Here is a 17,559-nt window from a genome sequence, read left to right on the forward strand (position 1 = left end):
GCGTCAATAAATTACGTAATGATCATTACGTAATTATTTAGCTGATTATTCGCTAAGTCACTGCCCACGCCTCGCCAACACATCCGCCCTGCTAAAGCTTGCTCCAAAGGGGCTCTGGCGCTATTTCTGCCGTCAAACTTACAGGTTGCACTTACAGGAAATCCTTCCACGTATGAGTATGTTGTAACTAATGTTGGTGCCAATGGAATGTAGTTGAAAGTCAGAGTTTTGAAGCCAAGGGCATTTATGATGTCTGTTCGTGGGAAAGTGTGGATAGCCGCGGGCAGTGGCTATTTGGAGCATTCTTTTTAAAGGATCAATATCATGGATGAACTAGGTTTCAATTTTGCTTCTTTCTGTATGTCAGTCATGAGCTACGTTATCTACTCAAAAAACACCGGGAAATTGCACAGCAAATTTAGAGTGTTAATCATGCTTTTCTTGCTTACTTCCTTCGTTTGTTTTTTCATCCGCTAACCTTAGATCTGCTTAATAGCCCTCCTTATCTAAGAGAGAACTTTTTATTTGAGTTCTTGGGAACCCTTCTGGCATCTTTAGCGTTGAATCTGACCCTATTTTATCTTTTTAAAGTTCTAAAGGACCCAGAATGAACCAATCAATCGCCATCGTGGGTGCAGGTTTGGGTGGCTTAACGCTGGCCAGAGTTCTGCTTCTGCACGGCATTACCTCCACTATTTATGAGGCCGAAGCCTCTGCCGATGCGCGTTCACAAGGCGGTTTGTTGGATATCCACGACTATAATGGCCAGCTTGCGCTTCAGGCTGCGGGGCTTTTCGAGCAGTTTCAGGCAATTATCCAGCGCGGCGCTCAGGCATCGCGGGTGCTGAATAAACACGGCAAGGTGCTGCTTGATGAGCCGGACGATGGCGATGGTGGCAGGCCAGAAGTGCATCGCGGCGATTTGCGTAAGTTGCTGCTGGATTCACTGCCTGAGGGCATGATCCGCTGGGGGCATAAAGTCACGTCAGTCGCGCCGCTAGGCTCTGGGCAGCATCAGCTGACCTTCGCCAATGGCTCGACGTTGGTGACGGATATTCTGGTGGGTGCTGACGGCGCATGGTCGAAGGTCCGCCCTCTTCTCTCCCCCGCCAAGCCAAGCTATGCCGGAGTGACCTTCATTGAAACCTACCTGCACAATGCTGATGAGGATCACCCGGAAAGCGCGGCAGCCGTGGGCGGCGGAACTCTGTTTGCTCTCGAACCAAACCGAGGCATTCTGGCGCACTGTGAAGGTAATGGCACGCTGCACGCCTATGCGGCCCTGAGAGAGCCTGAGGCTTGGCTCGCCACTGTTGATTTTTCCGTTCCGCAGAGCGCTAAGGCGCAGGTGGCCGCCGAGTTCGCCGACTGGGCACCGGAGCTTACTGCACTTATCACCGACAGCGAAGAAGACGCCGTGGTACGTGCCATTTCCGTGCTGCCTGTGGATCATCAGTGGCAACGGGTTCCAGGCGTGACGCTGCTCGGCGACGCGGCGCACCTGATGTCGCCCTTCGCCGGTGAAGGCGCAAATCTGGCCATGTTCGACGGTGCTGAACTGGCAAAAGCCATCGTCGCGCACCTCGGCGATATAGAAGCGGCGCTGGCCGCCTATGAAAAGGAACTCTTCCCGCGCAGCGCGGCAGCGGCAGAAGAAGCCGCGCGAAATCTAGAATTGTGCTTTGGGGAGGACGCGCCGCACAGCCTGCTGGCACTCTTCACCCAGCATCATGATGCTAAATAAGCTCTGTTTAATGATAAAGTTGGCGAAATAGAATGATTAAATCGGGGCGTTGTTGATGAAAAAGAAGGAATTTATTGCTCAGGACTTGCTGAGTAAAATTTACCAACGCAGCGCCCTGCCGGAAGATCAACGCCCGACCAAGCTTCCCCCCGAACGCCAGCTGGCAGAGGAGTACGGCGCTTCTCGCTTCACCATCCGCAAGGCGTTGGAGAAGCTGGTGGATATCGGCGCGGTGCGGGTGGTTCAGGGTTCTGGGATTTTTATTAATCCCGGCATCAGTAGTAATCCGTTGGTTTACAACTCCATCACCGAGAAGAAATTCGCTGAAATTAGCTTTCGCATGCTTAATCTGCACAAACGCCGCCCGGACAAGGAAGAGCAGCAGATTTTTGGCCTGACGGCGGATGACTTTATTTGGGCCTTTACCCGGCTGCGCGCGGTGAATCAGCACAACGTGCAGATTGAACAGGCCAGAATGCCCTTCAGCCTGTTTACCGATTTAAACCAGAGGGTGATTGAGAGTTCTATTCAACAATATGTGCTGGGCAAGGGCTATCAGATTTCCCACTCCCTCACCCATTACGACGCCGTGATAGTTAATAAAGTGCAGGCCGAGCTGCTCGGCTGTAAGAAAGGCGCGCCAGCGATGCATATCCTTAACCGTGGAATTCTGCGCGACGGCCGGGTGTATGCGTTCAGCGATATTGTCGATATCGATTATTCCTGCACCTATGTTATCCCCTTCAATCAGGATAATTTGGCCTTTAGGCAGACCTGATATAGCCCTGCTTTTGCATTTTTTCTAGGGTTTCACCCTTGGCGCAGACCATGCCGGTCGACAGTAATTCAAAGTCGAGACTCTGGTAAAAACCTATTTTATCCGGCGCGGCATAGATGAAGATCTTGCCGAAGGGCAGCAACTCTTCTCGCACCGCCTCCATGAGCTGCCGACCATAACCTTTGCCCTGCTGATGAGGTGCCACCGCTACGTCGGAAAGATAGCTGCACCAAGTCATATCACTGATTGCTCTCGCCACAGCAATAAGCTTGCCCTGTTCATAGCCAAACCAGCAGAAAGCGCTGTGGCGAAAGGCATTTTCTAAATCGCCCAACTCACGTAGACCTAGACCGGCGGTATCAATCAGCTCGACCAACGCCTGCCAATCCACCTCATTGATACTTTCTTTTCGTTTTAGGGTCATCATCGCGCAGGGTTCCTTAGACTTGATTGAAGGTGTTTGGTAGGAATTTAATGATCATAAGGCTGTTTTGTAAAACAGAAATTTATATATTATTGTTTGGCAGGAAGCTTGATGAATTCATTAAAATCATAGTTCCTAATAGGGTTTATTACAAAAATCTCAAATAAAATAAAATCAAAAAAACAACACAACATATTGAAAAGTGATTTTTATAGTAGCCCGACTAATTTAATTAACTAAAAATTCGATAAAAAATTAAACGACAGGTTTAATAATGAGATCTAGCTCACGATAAGAAATATATTATTATTTAAATATGCAGTTTCCAAAAACAAGGAGCCGTTTATGAAAGTTATTGACAATTCATTAGTGGAATACATATCTGGTGGCCGTGGCGGTAATACCGGTGATTATCGCTCAGATCGAAATAAAAATAGTCGCGGAGCACCTGACACCTGCGCCAATCAAGCAGGCGTAAATGGTATTCTTGGAGCAATGGCAGGTATACCAGGAGGCCCTCCTGGAATGGCGGCAGCCGCTGCATTAGCTAGTTTATCGACTGCCGTTTCTTGCTCTAGAAATGGCTCAAGTGGGGGCCGCAATCAAGGTGCATTTGGCGGCAATAATAATAGCAATAGTGTGAATGGGCAATGCCGTCGATAGCCATATTATTAACTCCAGCCTGAAAAATCGCGTCTAAGGGCGCGGTTTTTCGTTAACACTTAGAATGGAATCTAATGATGACCCGCAGTAAGTGGATACACGCCGCAGCGAATATCTTCGCCTTAACACTGAGTATTATTTTAGCCTACGCATCAAACTTAAATATTGTGTCCAATGGAAATAGCATTGCAGATGCGTTTTTAAGCGCATCCTCCTTTATGGGAATAAGGTGGATAGCATTCAAAACATTAACCTATTTCTTTGTTAAACCAGAATAGACCACTAAATGAAGCTCTCTTTTCGAAAGGAATCGATAGAACACCAGCAGACTAAGTGGATAGGTAAAGCATTATTAACCCCCTCTGCCCCAGCTTGGCTAGTTTTGGGATTGTCACTTCTCTTTTTAACGATCTTCATTGCAGCGTTAACCCTCTGCAACTACACCCGCCGTATAAACGTCTTTGGTGAGATAACCAGCGAACCTCGCTCAGTGAACATTTTCGCGACTCAGCAAGGGTTTATTTCAGACCGTTTTGTAAAGGTCGGTGATGTGGTTAAAAAGGGAGATCGTCTCTATCAGATCGATTTTAGCAAAGTTACCCACGGTGGCAATTTCAGCATTAAGACCCGGGAAGCAATAGAGTCGCAGCTGGTTCAAATAGAAAAGATTATCGACAAACTGCAAAAAAATAAGCAGCTGACCGTCGATAATTTACGAACGCAGAAACAGCAATACGAATTGGCCCATAGCCAATCCTTATCGTTCCTCATGGATGCCCGCAAGGGCGCGCAATTCGCTAAAGAGACCATGAAGAATTACTCGGATTACCATCTAAGAGGGCTTACCACGAAAGACCAACTGAGCGCGCAAACCTATAGTTATTATCAGCAGCAGAACAGCGTTCAGATACTGTCTAATCAGCGAATTCAAGAGTCACTACAGATAACCAACCTTGCTACGGAAATAGTCACTCGGGCGGCAGATTTCGACAACCAAATATCTCAGTCCCAGCTTGAACACAATAGCCTGCAACGGCAGCTAGCAGAATCTGATGCCAACAGCACGCGGATCATTGAGGCCCCGGCGGATGGCCGCATTGAGTCACTGAGCGTAACCCGCGGGCAGATGGTCAATCAAGGCGACAGTCTGGCGCAGCTTATACCCAGCACCTACTCGACCTACTACTTAGTGCTGTGGCTGCCAAACTCTAGCGTGCCTTATATTTCGCAGGGAGAGAGCGTAAATATTCGCTATGAAGCCTTCCCGTTCGAGAAATTTGGTCAGTTTCATGGCCAAATTGAGACCATTGCCTACGTGCCCGCCTCACCCCAAGAGATGGCAACCTATAGTAACTCACCTATCGGCCAGCCCAATCGACAGGGCGAGGCGTACTACAAAGTGATGGTGGCTTTAACGGAAACTCACTTTCGCCATCAGAATAAAACCTTGGCGCTTTCGAGCGGCATGAAGGCCGAATCCACCCTGTTTCTAGAGAAGAGGCCGCTTTATCAATGGATGTTTTCGCCCTTTTACGGTATTCGAAAAAGCGTAGCTGGGCCGGTAAATGGATAAAAGCTTTTTTAACGATCTCACTGCAAAACTGAATCTATCCTGGCGACGCAAAGTCCCACAGATATTACAGACCGAGTCCGCGGAGTGCGGGTTAGCAAGCTTGGCAATGGTGTGCCACTACTACGGCGCGAGTATCGATCTCTTCAATCTTCGCCAGCAGTTTGGGCTATCTTCTCGCGGTGCCACGATGTCGATGCTGATAGACGCAGCCAGCAGCTTAAAAATGAAAAGCCGGGCTTTGTCCCTTGATCTTGAAGAGCTTAATGCCCTGAAAACCCCCTGTATTTTACATTGGGATATGAACCATTTTGTGGTGCTTATCGCCGCGCGTCGCGGGCGGGTGGTCATTCATGACCCGGCGTTTGGTCGCAGAGTCTTGGGTATTCAGGAGGTGTCGAAACACTTCACCGGCATGGCATTAGAACTGTGGCCAGATAGCGAATTCACGCCCGTCACCAAGCGTAGCAAACTGAGTTTTCGCCTTCTGTTATCCAATATTGGCGGCTTGAAAGGCGCATTGATCAAGATTTTCGCGCTGTCGGTAGTGATTGAAAGTATTAATTTGCTCATGCCGGTCGGCACCCAGCTCATTATGGATCACGTGATTCTGGCGAGTGACCACAACCTGCTGTCTCTGATTTGCATCGGGCTGCTATTTTTTATTTTGTTCCGAACGGCTATCTCAATGCTGAGGTCGTGGACATCAATAGTGATGGATGCGGTTATTGACATCCAATGGGTAGCCGGTGTTTTTGACCATTTGATCAAGCTTCCCCTCTCCTATTTCGAGAAACGCAAACTTGGGGATATTCATTCTCGGTTTGGCTCTTTAGAAATTATTAGAACCACTTTCACCACCAGCATAGTAAATAGCATTATCGATACTATCATGACCGTTGGCGTATTTATCATGATGCTGTTATATGGCGGCTGGTTAGTGTGGGTGGTACTGGGTTTCACGACCCTCTATATCATTTTACGTTTATCAACCTATAACTATTATCGCCAACTCTCTGAGGAGCAGTTAGTCAAAGGAGCCAAGACTGACTCTCATTTTATGGAAACCTTATATAGCATCAGCACCATTAAATCTCTGGATCTGGCGGGTTCGCGCTCTCAAATTTGGATGAATCTAAACGCCGATACGGTGAATGCCGACATCAAACTCACCAAAATGAATATGCTTTTTGGTGGCATAAGCTCACTGATAGCCACTCTCGATCAGGTGGTTATTCTGTGGCTAGGGGCCTCTCTGGTGATTGAAAATCAGATGACATTAGGCATGTTTGTGGCCTTCAACGCCTACCGTGGTCAGTTCTCTGAGCGCGCCTCAAGCCTCATCGATATGCTGCTGGCCCTGCGAATGCTCAGCTTGCATAACGAAAGGGTCTCAGACATCGTGCTCTCTGATAAAGAAAAACAGATGCCCAGCCAGGCTGTATTTCATGCCGGAAAAGCGCTCTCTTTCGATGTCCACCAGTTGTCTTACCAATATGACGACATTTCAAAGCCATTAATTAGGGATATGAGTTTTCATATTCATTCCGGCGAAAGCGTGGCAATAATCGGCCCGTCGGGCATAGGCAAGACAACATTAATGAAATTGATGTGCGGATTATTAGTACCGACATCAGGAACGCTGCGGGTTGATAGTGTAGATATACATGCCATAGGTATTAATAATTATCGAAAATGCATCGCCTGTGTGTTGCAAGACGATAAACTTTTGGCCGGTTCAATTGCGGAAAATATCGCCGGATTTACGTCGTCTGCTGATATACGGTGGATTGAAGAGTGCGCGCAGCACGCCAATATTCACGAAGAGATCATTGCCATGCCGATGGGTTATGAAACCTTAATTGGCGAGCTGGGAGGAAGTTTGTCCGGAGGCCAGAAACAGAGATTGCTGATTGCCCGAGCCTTGCATCGCCGCCCGAGCATCCTCTTTATGGACGAAGCCACCAGCCATCTCGATCTTGATAACGAAGCCTGTATTAACGCGGCGATCTCAGCGCTGCACATTACCCGAATCATTATTGCCCATCGCCCATCAACCATAGCTTCAGCAGGAAGAGTCATCAGGCTTGAACCTCCCGCCTTTTGACCCTCACTTTCGCCTTTAACCGCCATGCTTTACGGCGTATGAATTGCGCCATTCGGCAAACGGCTTTGGGTCCATTCATGTGGGCGATAGACCACCGGGAATTCCTCTGCGGCTTTAGCATCGAAGCCGACGCCGATCCCTGCCTTTTCAATTGGATAGAAGTAGCCACCTTCGGGTTTCACTGCGTCCGGGAACACGCGCTGGGTGTTAGCGGGATAGGCCACGAACTCCTGAATCGCCGCGTTGTGCAGATGAATGTTCAGATGGGTATTCACCGCCGCGCCGATCGGCGTCATGTCCGGCGGGCAATGCCAGGCAAGGCGCACGCCGAAGCTTTGGCAGAAGCTCCCCAGCTTGAGGGCCGGGGTGATACCGCCAATCTGTGAAACGTGGCAGCGGATAAAATCAATGCGGCGATTGATCACCAAATCTTTCCACTCGGCCGGGTTGTTGAACAGTTCACCGGTCGCCAGCGGCACGGCGGTTTGATTGCGGATCTGCTCCAGCCACTCGTTTTGGTGCGGCGGCAGGATGTCCTCGATGAAGTATGGGCGGTAAGCTTCCACCTGTTTGGCGAACTGCAACGCCTGCTGCGGGAACAGACGCTCGTGGACGTCGTGCAAGATATGGAAGCGATTGCCGTATTTCTCGCGCAGCGCTTTGAACATCGCCAGCGTGTTGTCCATGTACTGATCTTGGTCGTAGTACGCGCCCTCGGTCGGATTTTTGGTACCGTGGAAGTCCTGCGCGTTGCCGCCGTAAAACCCCAGCTGGCAGCGAATATGGCGATAGCCTTCCGCCAGCAGGCGATCTACTTCAGCATACAATCCTTCCAGCGTGTCACTGGCCGCGTGGCTGTAAGCGGTGATAGCGTCTTTAGATTTCCCGCCAAACAGTTGGTAGAGCGGCATATCCGCCAGTTGGCCTTTAATGTCCCACAGCGCCATATCTATTCCCGCCACAGCGTTGTTCATCACCGGGCCATTGCGCCAGTAAGCGTTGACCATCATCATCTGCCATAGGTCTTCAATATGGTTGGCGTCGCGGCCTATCAGCAGCGGCTTAAGGTACTCATCCACCATCAGTTTTACCGCCAGCGGGCGCTGCTGGAAGGTCGCGCAACCCAGTCCGCGAATGCCTTTATCTGTCTCAATCGTCACCACCACCAGATTATGGCGATCGGGGCGAGTTATCTGGCATTCAATATTTGTAATAAAGGTGGGCTGCATAATTTATTCCTCGGTGGCTCACATAAAACTGCTCTTAAAAAGCTATTTATCGAGTAACCATGATGGATGGAAATAATCTGATTTCATCAATTTCACCCTATTTTAAACCCTGTTGTAAACCTTAAATTTAATTCATTTTAAATGGTTTGGCATTCAGCATCGAAGACCAGTAAAAACCATACCAATTTGCTATAACCTCCACAAATCACCGCCGTTCAGGGTGGTTTTGTAAGTTGTATCATGTTTTATTGGTTTGTTTTTGTCGGCATGGAACATTAGTATTCCATGCTATTCACGTCATTATTTTCGACTTCATAATAATAACTGTTCGCAGTGGGGTTTTTATGGCAAAAACAGAAGCAATGCAGAAAATTATCCAGCTTGTGGGTGGGCCAGAAAATATTAATAAAGTCTGGCACTGCATGACTCGGCTGCGTTTTGATCTGATTGATGAAAATAAAGTGGCGTGGCAGGAAATAAAAGCCCTGCCCGGCGTATTAGGTGCGCAAAGCCAAAGTGAGCAGGTGCAAATCATCATCGGCCCGAAGGTGAATGAGTGGTATGAGGAGATAGTCAGCCATCTTAAGCCAGTGACGCTGGAAAAAGCCGATAAACCGAAAGCGCGTAAAGGGCTGGTGTCGCTGTTTATGGATACCGTCTCCGGCGTTTTTGGCCCAATCGTTCCGGCCATCGCGGGCGCGGGTATGATCAAAGGTCTGCTGGCCGGGCTGATCGCGCTGAAAGTGATTTCAGCCAAGAGCGACACGGTGATGGTTATCGACCTGATCGCCAGCGGGGTGTTTTACTTCCTGCCCTTCTTCCTCGCGGTGTCTGCGGCGAAAATCTTTAAAACCAATGAATATTTAGCCGCGGCGGTAGCAGCCTGCCTGATGTACCCAACGCTTATCGACGCCGCCAAGGCACTGGCCAGCCACACGCCGGGCGCCGCCAGCGCGATTTACTTTATGGATGTCATTCCGGTCTCGGTGTTTAACTACTCGGCAAGCGTGATCCCGGTGATTTTCTCGGTTCTGGCGCTCAGCTACATTCACCGCTGGGTAGACAGGTTTATGCCGGACGTGCTGAAGACCGTGTTCACCCCAACGCTGACGCTGTTTATCGCCGCGCTGGTGTCGCTGTCCGTGATTGGACCGGCGGGCATTTACCTCGGCAAGCTGCTGGCGTTCTTCATTCAGGGGCTGTTTGACGTCTCGTCGGTGTTCGCGGGCTTTATTGTCGGTGCCATCCGGCCAGTGGCAATTTTGACCGGCATGCACCATGCCATGACGCCGATTGCCTTGCAGAACTTCACCGATCAGGGCTGGGATATGTTGATGCCAATGATGTTCATGGCCAACATGGCGATTGCCGGTTCCACCTTCGCCATCTACTTCCACGTGAAAACCCGCGAGGAGAAAACGCTGGTGGTTTCCGCCGCCGTCTCTGGCTTACTGGGCATTACCGAGCCAGCGCTGTTTGGCGTGCTGACCCGCTATAAGAAAGCCTTTATCGCTACCACCATCAGCAGTTCGATTGCCTCGGCTTTCATCGCTTTCTTCGGCGTGCGTCTGTATGGCTATATCCTGTCGAGCATTTTCAGCCTGCCGGCCTACATTGGCCCTTACTTTATCTACATCCTGATGGGGGTGACTATCGCGCTAGTGCTGTCATTTACCCTGACTTATATGCTGGTGGTAAGAGGCGATAAAATCTCAGAATCACAAAATCCTGAGATTATAGCATCCCAGGATTCACACTAAGTGACAGGCCACTCGATGCCCCGCTTCGCCAATGGCGCGCAGCAGGGGCACTTCCTGGCGACAACGCTCGGTGGCTAGCGGGCAGCGCGTGTTGAAGCGACAGCCTGACGGCGGCTGCGACGGGTCGGGGATCTCACCCTTGGCCATCGCCACCGGCACGCTGCCCGGGTCCAAGGTCGGCACCGCAGCCAGCAGAGCCTGAGTGTAAGGATGTAGCGGCTGGCGGAACAGCGTGTCGCGATCGGCCGTTTCGACAATCTGCCCAAGGTACATCACCGCCACGTCATCACACAGGTGCTCCACCACCCCAAGGTCGTGGGAGATGAACAGGAAGGTGACACCGTGGTCATCGCGCAAATCCGAAAAAAGATTGATGATTTGCGCCTGAATCGACACGTCCAGCGCCGAGATAGGTTCATCGGCAATGATAAAGTCTGGTTGCAGGATAAGCGCCCGGGCGATACCAATGCGCTGACGCTGCCCGCCGGAAAACTCGTGTGGGAAACGGTTGTAGTGCAGCTCGGATAAGCCGCAAATCTTCATCACCTCCAGCACTTTGCCGCGCAGCTCGCCCGGCGCGCACAGCTTGTGCTCCAGCAACGCTTCGCCGATGGCATCACCCACGCGAATTCGCGGATTCAGCGAGCTATAGGGATCCTGAAATACCAGCTGGATTTTTGGCCGCAGGGCTTTCAGCTGTTTGGGCTTCAATGCCGAAAGGTCTTCGCCGCGAAACTTCACGCTGCCCGCCGTCTTGTCATATAAGCCGAGCAGGGTTCTGCCGACCGTGGTTTTGCCACTCCCCGACTCCCCCACCAGCCCAAAGATAGAGCCTTTGCGGATGTTGAAACTCACACCATCCACCGCGCGAAGCTGGCCGGTCACCTGCCCGAACACGCCATTTTGGATTGGAAAATGCTTTTTCAGGTCTTTCACTTCGACCAAATATTCTGTCTTCACGGCTGTACCTCTAATGGCGACGCGGTGGCAAGCCCGCTGGCGGGCAAACCACTGTAGAAACAGGCGGCCTGACGGATCTCCCCCACCAAAGCCGGAATGCCCTGACGGCAACGTTCGGTGGCTTTGGCGCAGCGCTCGGTAAATGCGCAATATGGCGGCAGCGCGGTAAGGCTCGGCACCTGACCGGGGATGGAATATAAGCGGCGGCGGCGTTCGCCGGGCACTGGCCTTGAGGCAATCAGCCCCTGCGTATAAGGGTGCCGCGGGTTGCGCAGCACGTCGGCGGTCGGCCCCTGCTCGACGATTTTCCCGGCGTACATCACCACCACGTGGTCAGCCATTTGGGCGATAACGCCGAGGTCGTGGGTGATGAGCATCAGCGCCATGTGCTGGCGCTGGGCCTGTTCGCGTAGCAAGGTGAGGATCTGCGCCTGCACGGTGACATCCAGCGCGGTGGTCGGCTCGTCGGCAATCAGCAATTTAGGTTTGCAGCTCAGCGCCATGGCTATCATCACGCGTTGCAACATGCCGCCGGAAAGTTGGTGCGGGTAGCTTTCCATCAGGCTTGCGGCGCGGGCTAAGCCGACTTCCGTCAGCAAAGCCGTGGCCTTAGCCCATGCGGCTTTGGGTTTATCCCCGAGATGGCGAATCAAGGGTTCTACCAGCTGCTCGCCGATGGTCAGCACCGGGTTCAGCGCGCTCATTGGCTCCTGGAAAATCATCGCCAGCTCGTTGCCGCGCAGATCCGCCATGCGGGAAGGCCGCAGGGTCAGCAGATTGGTGCCCTCGAACCAGATCTCGCCGGAGTCGATGCGTGCCGACTGCGGCGGCAGTAGCCCCATCAACGACATGGCGGTGACGCTTTTGCCGCAGCCGGACTCACCGACCACGCCGACCGTCTGGCCTGGCATCACGTCGAAACTCACGCCTTGCACCGCGCGCACTCTGCCCTGCTCGCTGGAAAACGACAGCGACAGGTTGTTAAAACTGACTAAAGGTTGCGTCATGGCGTTAACCCCGCTTCATTTTTGGGTCTAAGGCGTCACGCAGCCCGTCGCCCAGCACGTTAATCGCAATCACGGTGAGGAAGATGGCAATGCCCGGCGGCATCCACAGCCACGGACGGCGCTGGAAGTCGATCAGGCTGTTGGCAGCATCCATCATGTTGCCCCAGGAGGCCATCGGCGGCACCACGCCCAAGCCGAGGTAGCTCAGCGCGGACTCCATCAAAATAGCGTTGGCAACGGCCATGGTGGCCATTACTACCAGAATCGGTACCGTGTTCGGCAGTAAGTGACGGAACACGCGACGGCGGGAAGAGAGCCCCAGCACCTGCGTCGCCAGCATAAATTCGCGCTCGCGCAATGAGAGGATCTGCCCGCGCACCAGACGCGCCAGTTTCGGGCATTCGATCAGGCTCAGCATCACGATCACCATATAGATGCGCGAGTCCGGCGAGAAATCCAGCTCGGACAGCATCGCGCCCATTACCAACAGCAAAGGCAAAGTGGGAATGGTCATCATTAGGTCGGCAAGGCGCATGACGATTTTGTCGGTCAACCCGCCGACATAGCCGGAAAGCGCCCCGAGCAGATAGCCCAGCGTCACCGAGAGCAGCATGGTCAGCAGGCCGATAACCAGCGAGATGCGCCCGGCCAGTAGCAGGCGGGTATAGATATCGCGGCCCAAAAAGTCGGTCCCTAGCCAGTGCTGGGCATTAGGGGCTTTGTTGATCATCAGGGCGTCAGTGGCTTCATCGCGCCACGGGGAAAACATCGGGCCAAACACGCACCACAGCGCCATAACCGTCAGCAGAATGAGGCTAAACATTGCCAGCGGATTGCTGCGTAATGCCTTCCACGCCTGATGCAGTGGTGAAGGCGTGGCCTGCGCCAGCGCGGGGATTTGCGCCTTACGCAGCCGACGCTGGCTGGAGAACAGAGAAATTAACATTATGACTTCACCCGAATACGTGGATCAGCCCAGGCATAAAGCACGTCAGCGATCAGGTTGCCTAGGATGGTGAGCACCGCCAAAAACAGCGTGAATCCCATTAATACCGGGTAATCGCGGGCGGCCAGTGAGTCGATATTGATATGCCCGGCTCCCGGCCAGTTAAAGACCTTCTCGGTGATGATCGCGCCAGAAAAGAGCCCCGGCAGCTCAAAGCCCATCAAGGTAATGAGCGGCAACAGCGCGTTGCGTAGGGCATGCTTGAAGATAACCGTTCTTTCGCGCAGCCCTTTGGCGCGGGCGGTACGGATGAAGTCCATCCGAATGACATCCAGCATGCTGGCGCGGAAATAGCGTGTCAGGCTTCCTGCTTGCAACATGACCAACGCGAGCACCGGCAGGATCAGGTGTGCCGCAACCTGCATCACCCAGGGCCACCCTGTCGCATCGCTGCCGGTATTGGTCATGCCGCCAACCGGCAACCAATGTAAGTCCACGGCAAACCATTTGATGAGCAGCAAACAGAGGAAGAAGGTGGGGAAAGACATGGCGGCGAAGATCACCACGCTGACCACGTGATCAAACAGCGAATAAGGTTTCAACGCCGAAACGATGCCCACTGCCAGCGCGATGCCCCAATAGAGCACCATGGAGATCCCGGCCAGCAGGAAGGAGTTCCAGATATATTGATTGAGCAGCTGGCTGACGGGAATTTGGTATTGCAGCGAAAAGCCGAGGTTGCCCTGCAGCAGCTGGCCCAGCCAGCGGAAATAGCGGGTAAACACCGGCTGATCGAGGCCGTAAAGCGCTTTGAGTTCGGCGGCACGTTGCGCCGTCAGCGTCACGTTGCCATCAATGAAATCGCCGGGAGTTAACGCAAACAGCATGAAGATCAACAGCGAGGCGAGGAACAGCATCGGGATGGTTTGCAGCAATCGCCGCAGAATGAAATTTCTCATGACGTTCTCATTGCCACTGCCAATCAAAGACCGGCAGTGGCGTTATTTCTGATTATTTAACCACTTTCACATCTGGCAGGCTTCCCGTCAGACCGTTGTAGATATCCGGTTTGAAGCCTGTGACCCGTGCGCTACTGGCCGAGAGAATTTTACGGTTTGCCAACAGAATGACTGGCGGATCGTTGGCCAGCACCTGATACAACTTATGATAAATCGGCTTACGTTTTTCAATGTCCAGTTCAGCATTGGCCTGATGGATCAGTTCATCCACCTGCGGGTTGTTGTACCCACCCTGAGTGGCGGCTTCTTTGCTATAGAAATCCCACACGCCGTCGTGCGGATCGTTCAGCGTACTGGTGCTAAAGGAGGCCAGATCGTAGTTGCCCGCCTTGCGTTGGGACATCAGCGCGTTGAAGTCCAATACCTGTGGTTTGAGCAGCACGCCAATCTGGCGGTAGTTCTCTTTGGCAATCGGGATCAGCGCGTCGTTCAGCACTTTCTTGCTGACCAGCAGCGTCAGTTCAAGGCGCTTGCCATCTTTCTCACGGATGCCGTCAGAGCCAACTTTCCAACCTGCTTCGTCCAGCAGTTTCTTAGCCTGGGCCGCGTCGTATTTGTATTGATTCACGCCCTCGGCGTTGTAAGCCCAAGAGATTGGCGAGATCGGCTCATTGGCTACGGTACCGTAGCCCTGATAGACCACGTCGACCAATTTTTGGCGATCAAGACCGTAGATCAGCGCCTGACGGACTTTGACATCTTGCAGGGCCGGGCGGCGGAAGTTGAACTCAATCTTGCTGTAATCGCTGGAACCATAAAGGTTGATGTTGGCGAAGCCCAGTAGCTTGAGCTGCTCGATATCGTCTGGGCGCGAAGTAAAGGCGTCGTAGTCGGTGTCACCGGTCTGGAACAGCTGGAAGTTAGTCGACGGGTTGGTCACGCGATAGATAAAGCGCGGCGTTGGCGGCACGCCTTTATAGTAATGGGTGTTGGCGTGGAAACGTATCTCCTGTCCCGGAATGTATTTTTCGTAAACATACGGGCCATTGCCTAGCGGCTTGCCGTGCAGGGTTCTCAATTCATCGAGATTGCCGCGGGAATAGCCTTTGCCGTAATAGGCTTTTGACAGAACCGGGCCGCCGATTTTTTGCAGCGTCGTGGCGCCCGCCTCTGTGGTGGTCACTTGCAGGGTCTGCGGGTCGATCACCTTCAGGCCAGATACGCTATCTGCTTTACCGGCTTTGTAGTCATCACCGCCGACGATATGGGCTAATGAAATGTCGGTGTCGCCATCATATTTCGGGTCATAAAGTACGGTCAGCGTGAACGCCACGTCTTCAGCGGTTAACGGCGATCCGTCGCTGAAAGTCAGGTTAGGATGAAGCTTGATGGTGTAGGTTTTTCCATCGGGGGATACGGTCCAGCTTTCAGCTAAACCTGGGACAGATTCGCCGTGACTGTTTAAATCGATCAGTCGGGCAAAAATCACGTTAGTGACGTTTTCGTCCCAACCGTTGACGAAGAAGTAAGGGTTAAAAATACCCTGAGGTTCAGAGATACCCGCGATCACGGTATCTTTGCGTAACTTAGCCGCAGCGGGGATCTGGCTGGCATCGGTGGCAGGCGTAATGCCTTCTTTTAGCTGCTCGTCAGCAATAGACAGAGAGGAGAATAAAAGAGAGCCACAGAGCACTGCCAGCTTCAGTGGCGTAAAGCGCGGCAGGCCGCGGGTTTTAGAATCGTGCAGAGACTTTGCCAAAAGACGTTCCTCATCAAGGTATTTGCATTAAATTTTACAAAACGTGACAAAGAGTAAGGTCGGGTTTTCGGCTTGTCTAACAACGAAAAAGTATGGCTTATAGCAATTTTGTACTGGCACTCTGCTAGTAAGGGTGAACCAGACAGCAGCTTATACTTACGCCTAAAACGACTATTAATGAAGAATGTAACGGAGGAGTGTCCCGATGATGATTTACAACGTGTTCGGCCGCCTGCTGGGCGTCAAGAAAATCGACGGTCGCTGGCAGGTTTTCAACGTGACGCTGCCAGAGAGGAAGTACTCACTTAATCATCAGGTCGCTATTCCTGACTTTATAGAAGAGCATGAGATAGCCATTTACCTTGGTGACATCTTCCACGAGGCGGCCACAGAAAAGCACCCGGATGTGCTAAAGGTGGAATGATTTCCTGCCCTCACCCAGTAAGCGCTTACTAACTTACAAGGCCATATTACAAACGCCCTCCCCTGAGGGCGAGCGCCAAAATAAGGTGTTATTCAGAAGTTAATTACGCGTAATTACATTGATATTAGAAGACGTTGTGTGTTCGCTACGATATCACTTAGCGGCGGCTTTTTTACTGCGGGAACCCACTTCTGCCATCACTTCTTTCTGTTTGTTTTTATCGCCAATGATCTTGTACCAGCCAGCCAGCTTGCGAAGATCCGGCACTGCTGATTTCTCGTCAGCATCATAAGCGGCTAATTTAATTCGATAATCTTCGAAAATAGCTATGCAGCGACGCGCCCACTCCCCCTCTAACTGTGAACCTGCCACGGCGCGAGGACGGCGCGGTAAGCGTGGTCGCATAGGCTTGGTGGCCTCTGGCGTGGACTCGTCCATGTAGGCAAATTTGATTGAAACCACGGTTCTGCCGCTTTTTACCGGCTCCCATACCACTGAGATATCGGTATTGGCGTTGATCCGATTGATGGTCGGTTCCAGCAGCTTCTGGCGGAAATCGCGGTAATCCTCGTATTTACCGGCCAGCCCGGCCTTCTCACGCATCCAGTTAAGATCCAGCGTCACCTCAATGGCTTTACCGGGACGGCGGCCGTAAAGGTTTTTAGCTTTGATCAACCAGCCATACAGCCGCACTGAGAATGGCGTATCTAGCTTGGCGATGTTGGCGAAATTAAGTTTGGTAAAAGACTCTTTTAATTCATAGAGATAGGGTGCAACGTCTTGGCCGAAACGCAGCACGACGGCGCTATGATCGTCGCTGCTAACATACTCAAGTCGTGAGAACCAGGAGAGCTGAACCGTGCGGATCTTGCCGGTTTTAGCATCAGGTTTGTAGATAGTGACCGGCTTTTTCATCAGGCTTTCAGCGGCTTCGCGCAGCTGCCTGTGGCTGCTGGTGGGGTTCACGCCATAGATCCGCTGATAATCCTGAGGGAAAAGCCGGTAAAGAGTGTCTGGCTGTGGTTTCCTGCTATCGATTTGGGCTAAAGCCAAATTGAGTAACCGCATCTCATCAAGGGTTACGCTATACGCCCCCTCGAGAAGATCATTTCCCTGAACAACGGTTAGTTTATTGAGTTCCATGTCGCAGGATCCATAGGTGGAATGTAGACAAATTATTCCACATATAAATTGCTGCCGTAAAGCAAAAATACTAACTAATTAATTCT

At 51.9% G+C, this 17,559-nt stretch carries 15 protein-coding genes; 7 read left to right on the forward strand and 8 right to left on the reverse strand.

What is annotated here, in order from left to right; translation table 11 throughout:
* The first annotated feature begins 607 nt into the window (after nucleotides 1-607).
* Both ACT3RT_RS18015 and ACT3RT_RS18020 read left to right on the forward strand, forming a co-directional pair.
* Complete coding sequence (locus ACT3RT_RS18015; protein WP_496203478.1) at nucleotides 608-1,744, forward strand: FAD-dependent oxidoreductase; 1,137 nt, start codon at nucleotides 608-610, stop codon at nucleotides 1,742-1,744.
* A 55-nt stretch (nucleotides 1,745-1,799) separates the two neighbouring features.
* On the forward strand, nucleotides 1,800-2,522 hold the full coding sequence (locus ACT3RT_RS18020) for a GntR family transcriptional regulator (RefSeq protein ID WP_485903391.1): 723 nt from the start codon (nucleotides 1,800-1,802) through the stop codon (nucleotides 2,520-2,522).
* Here the strand turns inward: ACT3RT_RS18020 and ACT3RT_RS18025 are convergent.
* Nucleotides 2,509-2,949, reverse strand: coding sequence for a GNAT family N-acetyltransferase (locus ACT3RT_RS18025; protein ID WP_496200659.1), 441 nt, complete (start codon nucleotides 2,947-2,949; stop codon nucleotides 2,509-2,511). The two genes, ACT3RT_RS18020 and ACT3RT_RS18025, sit on opposite strands and share 14 nt — an antisense overlap.
* Before the next feature lie 342 nt (nucleotides 2,950-3,291).
* Here ACT3RT_RS18025 and ACT3RT_RS18030 point away from each other — a divergent pair, with 342 nt between their 5' ends.
* The 3 genes from ACT3RT_RS18030 to ACT3RT_RS18040 all read left to right on the forward strand — a co-directional run bounded on the left by ACT3RT_RS18030 (nucleotide 3,292) and on the right by ACT3RT_RS18040 (nucleotide 7,286).
* Entirely contained in the window at nucleotides 3,292-3,609 is a 318-nt protein-coding gene (locus ACT3RT_RS18030) for a hypothetical protein (protein WP_485903393.1), read from the forward strand.
* A 286-nt stretch (nucleotides 3,610-3,895) separates the two neighbouring features.
* Nucleotides 3,896-5,182 carry an HlyD family secretion protein gene (locus ACT3RT_RS18035; RefSeq protein ID WP_485903394.1) on the forward strand — a complete coding sequence of 429 codons (1,287 nt, stop codon included), beginning with the start codon at nucleotides 3,896-3,898 and terminating at the stop codon, nucleotides 5,180-5,182.
* On the forward strand, nucleotides 5,175-7,286 hold the full coding sequence (locus tag ACT3RT_RS18040; RefSeq protein ID WP_485903395.1) for a peptidase domain-containing ABC transporter: 2,112 nt from the start codon (nucleotides 5,175-5,177) through the stop codon (nucleotides 7,284-7,286). The genes ACT3RT_RS18035 and ACT3RT_RS18040 overlap by 8 nt, the downstream gene beginning before the upstream one ends.
* A gap of 29 nt (nucleotides 7,287-7,315) precedes the next feature.
* Here ACT3RT_RS18040 and ACT3RT_RS18045 read toward each other — a convergent pair whose 3' ends face one another.
* The gene (locus tag ACT3RT_RS18045; RefSeq protein WP_496203479.1) at nucleotides 7,316-8,515 is read right to left on the reverse strand and encodes an enolase C-terminal domain-like protein; all 1,200 of its coding nucleotides are present in this window, start codon (nucleotides 8,513-8,515) and stop codon (nucleotides 7,316-7,318) included.
* 344 nt (nucleotides 8,516-8,859) lie between these two features.
* On the opposite strand from ACT3RT_RS18045, the gene ACT3RT_RS18050 reads away from it, so the two are divergent.
* Nucleotides 8,860-10,275 carry a PTS transporter subunit EIIC gene (locus ACT3RT_RS18050; protein WP_496203480.1) on the forward strand — a complete coding sequence of 472 codons (1,416 nt, stop codon included), beginning with the start codon at nucleotides 8,860-8,862 and terminating at the stop codon, nucleotides 10,273-10,275.
* On the opposite strand, the gene ACT3RT_RS18055 is transcribed toward ACT3RT_RS18050, so the two are convergent.
* Genes ACT3RT_RS18055 through ACT3RT_RS18075 form a run of 5 tightly spaced genes read right to left on the reverse strand, consistent with a single transcriptional unit; the run spans nucleotide 10,267 to nucleotide 15,852 of the window.
* Entirely contained in the window at nucleotides 10,267-11,235 is a 969-nt protein-coding gene (locus tag ACT3RT_RS18055; RefSeq protein ID WP_496203481.1) for an ABC transporter ATP-binding protein, read from the reverse strand. The genes ACT3RT_RS18050 and ACT3RT_RS18055 overlap by 9 nt on opposite strands.
* Nucleotides 11,232-12,242 (reverse strand): ABC transporter ATP-binding protein, encoded by a 1,011-nt coding sequence (locus ACT3RT_RS18060; RefSeq protein ID WP_496203482.1) that lies wholly within the window; start codon nucleotides 12,240-12,242, stop codon nucleotides 11,232-11,234. Before ACT3RT_RS18060 ends, ACT3RT_RS18055 begins: the two co-directional genes overlap by 4 nt.
* A gap of 4 nt (nucleotides 12,243-12,246) precedes the next feature.
* Complete coding sequence (locus ACT3RT_RS18065) at nucleotides 12,247-13,188, reverse strand: ABC transporter permease (RefSeq protein WP_353504240.1); 942 nt, start codon at nucleotides 13,186-13,188, stop codon at nucleotides 12,247-12,249.
* On the reverse strand, nucleotides 13,188-14,147 hold the full coding sequence (locus ACT3RT_RS18070; RefSeq protein ID WP_353504241.1) for an ABC transporter permease: 960 nt from the start codon (nucleotides 14,145-14,147) through the stop codon (nucleotides 13,188-13,190). Before ACT3RT_RS18070 ends, ACT3RT_RS18065 begins: the two co-directional genes overlap by 1 nt.
* Before the next feature lie 52 nt (nucleotides 14,148-14,199).
* Nucleotides 14,200-15,852, reverse strand: a complete 1,653-nt coding sequence (locus tag ACT3RT_RS18075) for an ABC transporter substrate-binding protein (RefSeq protein ID WP_486032606.1) — start codon at nucleotides 15,850-15,852, stop codon at nucleotides 14,200-14,202.
* Nucleotides 15,853-16,111: 259 nt separating this feature from the next.
* Between ACT3RT_RS18075 and ACT3RT_RS18080 the strand changes: the two genes are divergently transcribed.
* Nucleotides 16,112-16,330: a DUF7661 family protein gene (locus tag ACT3RT_RS18080; RefSeq protein WP_485903401.1), complete on the forward strand. Its 219-nt coding sequence runs from the start codon at nucleotides 16,112-16,114 to the stop codon at nucleotides 16,328-16,330.
* A 153-nt stretch (nucleotides 16,331-16,483) separates the two neighbouring features.
* Here the strand turns inward: ACT3RT_RS18080 and ACT3RT_RS18085 are convergent, their stop codons facing one another.
* A complete protein-coding gene (locus ACT3RT_RS18085) occupies nucleotides 16,484-17,473 on the reverse strand; it encodes a replication initiation protein (RefSeq protein ID WP_353504244.1) in 990 nt (329 codons plus the stop codon).
* Between the last annotated feature and the right edge of the window lie 86 nt (nucleotides 17,474-17,559).

The sequence above is a fragment of the Ewingella sp. AOP9-I1-14 genome, assembly GCF_052375995.1.
Lineage (GTDB): Bacteria > Pseudomonadota > Gammaproteobacteria > Enterobacterales > Enterobacteriaceae > Ewingella > Ewingella allii.